The 3,576-nt window shown below is 55.9% G+C and carries 3 protein-coding genes; 2 read left to right on the top strand and 1 reads right to left on the bottom strand.

The window, feature by feature from the left end; all coding sequences use genetic code 11:
• Both CVO76_RS16035 and CVO76_RS16040 read left to right on the top strand, forming a co-directional pair.
• On the top strand, positions 1-1,453 hold a 1,453-nt coding region (locus CVO76_RS16035), incomplete at its 5' end, for an endonuclease/exonuclease/phosphatase family protein (RefSeq protein WP_208740098.1).
• Between the two features lie 231 nt (positions 1,454-1,684).
• A complete protein-coding gene (locus CVO76_RS16040; protein ID WP_208740099.1) occupies positions 1,685-3,031 on the top strand; it encodes an endonuclease/exonuclease/phosphatase family protein in 1,347 nt (448 codons plus the stop codon).
• Positions 3,032-3,127: 96 nt separating this feature from the next.
• On the opposite strand, the gene CVO76_RS16045 is transcribed toward CVO76_RS16040, so the two are convergent.
• Positions 3,128-3,576, bottom strand: a 449-nt coding sequence (locus CVO76_RS16045; protein ID WP_208740100.1) for an endonuclease/exonuclease/phosphatase family protein, incomplete at its 5' end; no start/stop codon positions are given.

Below are 3,576 nucleotides of genomic sequence, written 5' to 3' on the forward strand. Positions count from 1 at the left end.
TGGTTATAGGGTGCATGTGTACAGCAAGTCTGATATGAGCGATTCAATCTACCGCAGATATACCACCAGTGCGGGCGTAGTCACTGGACTTCTGCCCAATACCGACTATTTCGTGCGCGTTCGAGTGATTGGCTCTGAGGGGGAGAGCCTGACAGGTTATTCCTCTGCAGTTCGGGTTAGGACACCCGAGGATCCGTTCCCCACACCTACAGGGTTGACCGCAAGTTCAACCCACCGCACCGTCGACCTGACCTGGAATCCAGTGCCGAATGCACCGCAGTATCGTTTGGCAGTAGCAACGAAGCCGGACATGTCTGACGCCGAGTGGCGCCGTTATGCACAGGTCAATACGGCGGAGGTCCGTGGGCTCAACGCGTCAACCAAGTACTACTTTCAACTACGCGTTATTGATGATGCGGGAGTTGCTCTTAGTGACTACACACCCGTACAGACGGTGACCACCAAAGCAGTGCCTCCAGCCCAACCAGTGTTGAGCAATCCATTGACGGTAGGCAGTTACAACGTCATGTGCGCCAACTGCGTTGCCGAGGATGATGACAATCCGGACGCTCTTGTATGGGCAGACAGGCGCGATGCTGTAGTCACAACGATCAAGTCCAGGATGCCGGACATCCTGGGAGTTCAGGAGGCTTCGCAGGGGTGGTTGGACGACGCAGCGTATAAGGGCGGCCTGTCTCAGTTTGAGGATCTCGTGCAGCGACTGAACGCTAGCGGAGCTTCCTACGCCCTCAGCAACAGCAGCCGGAACAACTGTGTCAATCCGGCGACCCCGACCAATTGCACGTATGCCGACCAGGGAGCTTCCCAGGGAACCAAGATCTTCTACAACCCGAACACGGTCGAGATCATCAAGTCCGGATCCAGAGCGCTTCCAATGAGTGCGGTGCCTGAGAATCAGCGGTACATTGCTTGGGCCGTCGCTAAGCAGAAGTCCACCGGTAAGTTGTTTTTCTTTGGCGACACCCACCTCTCAACGAGCAAGGAGGCCGGCTTTTATGAGCTGCGCCGACTGCAGGCGGAAGCAATCGTCCGTGTGATCAGCGAGGAGAACCCTGAAGGGTTACCCGTGCTGATGACGGGTGACCTCAACTCGAGTAAGTGGCTGGAGCCGTCGAACGCACCCTACGACGTCTTGATCGACGCAGGCTTGGTCGATCCTCTCGGAAACGACTACGGGCAGGAATTTCCGAGCATGAGTGCGACAGCGGAGCACAGGATCAACGCCAACCTGAACAGCTGGAACGGTCTGGAAAGGATCCCTCGCGGCAACCCTAATCCGGCTGCCAATGGCACATACATCGACTACATACTGACCTCGAAGATGAGAGTCGCTGAGTGGGAGACGGTAGCTGCTCTGGATTCAGCAGGTAACTACAGCGGAGTCTTCCCATCAGATCATAATTTGATCGTCGCCAAAGTGGGACTGCCCTGACGACGTGAAGGATCGGACTCGTGTCAACGACTAGGGTTAGGGCATAGGGTCCAGATTGACGGCTTCGTATCCGCGTTACGCGGTTTGCGTTAGATCAGGCCTGTAAGTGCTGCGATCACTCCGCTGAGTGATTGAAGATCTGGGCCCCGAATGAGTCGGGGGAGTGGAGGAAGGTGCGATTTAGTGCCGAAATCATCGCCTGCCGTTGTGGCCCGGCGCCATCGCCTCGTGGTGATCCTCATTGTCCTTGCGAGCGTTAGCGGTTTGGCTGTGTGGGTCCTCAATCAATCGCTCAACGATTTCGATGACGACGCGAACGGCGCCGATTCGTACCACACACCCGACAAACTACTCGTAACGGATCGTTCCGAGAATGCTGCAGGTCTTACCTGGAAGCCTGTGACGGATGCCAAGAAGTATCGCGTTCAGCTGTCGAAGTATTCGGACATGGGAGGGCCTGGATACCTCGAGGTCACTTCTGCTGGGGTCGAACTGCGCGGGCTCGAGCCGAACCAGGAGTACTTCGTCAGAGTGCGGGTGATCTCAGAGGACGGTGACGATCTTTCCGACTACTCAAAGGCGTTGGCGGTGCGTACCGAGGATCTAGATACCCCCCACGTGCGGTACCCGCTGTCCGTCGCGAGTTTCAACGTCAAATGTGCAAATTGCTACTCTGGACTTCCTGAAGAGCTTCCTTGGCGCGACCGACGGGAAGCTGTCGTAGAAACGATCACCTCCCGCGCCCCCGACGTCCTCGGCTTGCAGGAGGCATCCCAAGGTTGGCTCCGTGGCGAGGACAGATCGGGAAGCCTCGCACAGTTTGAAGATCTCGTCATGCGGGTGAATGACGTAGGGCCTGAGTATGCCTTGACCAATGACATCCGGAACAACTGCCGCAATCCGACAACACCGGCTGGTTGTGATTATGAGGAGCGAGGGGCATCGAAGGGCACGCGAATCATCTATAACACGGAGACCATCGAATACCTTCGAGGAGGAGCAGAAAGGCTGCCCTTCATCGGCCCAACTGACAACGAACGATACTTTGTTTGGGGAATCTTCCGGCAGATCGCTTCTGGCCGCGAATTCTTTTTCGGGAACACCCATCTGGAGCCGAGATCGGGCAGCGCCTATTTCGATCTTAGGAGGGAGCAAGCGTCCATGATCGTCGACATAGTCCAACGCGAAAACCAGGGCGATCTGCCGGCGATCCTCGTCGGCGACTTCAATTCCCACCGGTGGACGGAACCTTCGAACGCACCCTACGAAGTAATGTCCGGAGCCGGTTACACGGATCCGCTGGGTGGGACTGAAAAATCTCCTCTACCCGACGCGAATGCTTATGTGGAGCGGCGTATAGGTACATATTACGACAGCGTTAGCGGTTTTTCGCGCTCAGCGGGGGCGTACGGGGCCTTCGGAAACGGCAGGTACATAGACTACATCTTTACGTCACCGATGCGGGTATCTGTGTGGGAAACCGTTGTGAAGGTCGATAGTGAGGGTGACTTCATTGGCATCATCCCGTCGGACCACAACATGATCAGGGCGGAAGTCGAACTTCCCGATCAGAAATGAAGTGAGCAGCCCCTAAGTCGACGGGCTTCCCAGATCTTCATCTGCGAGTTGTGTCGGCTTAGGGGCTGCATTGTTTGGCTTGCCCGATCCGAGAAGCTAGGGTAGACCGACCGTGGCTCGAATCATGTTGTGATCCGATGGAATGACTCCTATGAAGTTTCGGTTCGAGTCAACGTTGGCCACAGTTTCCCACTCGGAAACGCGCATCTTGGACGTGAAGATGTAGTCGATATATGTCCCATTTCCGAAGTCGTTCCGAGCATTAGCTTTGCTTAGGAACCCATTGTAGCTATCGAAGTTCGTCCTAATACGCTTCTCGACGGTGGCTTGACCGCTAGGGAGGTCCGCTTTGTACGTATTGCCGAGGGGATCAATCAGTCCTGCACCAACCATGACGTCGTACGGAGCATTGGAGGGATTTGTCCACTTGTGTGAGTTGAAGTCGCCGACGGCAATTACTGGCAGGTTTTGAGGGTTGTTCGACCTAATTGCGGCGGTGATAGCTGTAGCTTGCTGTTTCCGGAAGGCCCGGGACCAGATCCTCG

The sequence above is a fragment of the Arthrobacter agilis genome, from assembly GCF_002953615.1.
Classification (GTDB): Bacteria; Actinomycetota; Actinomycetes; order Actinomycetales; family Micrococcaceae; genus Arthrobacter_D; species Arthrobacter_D agilis_B.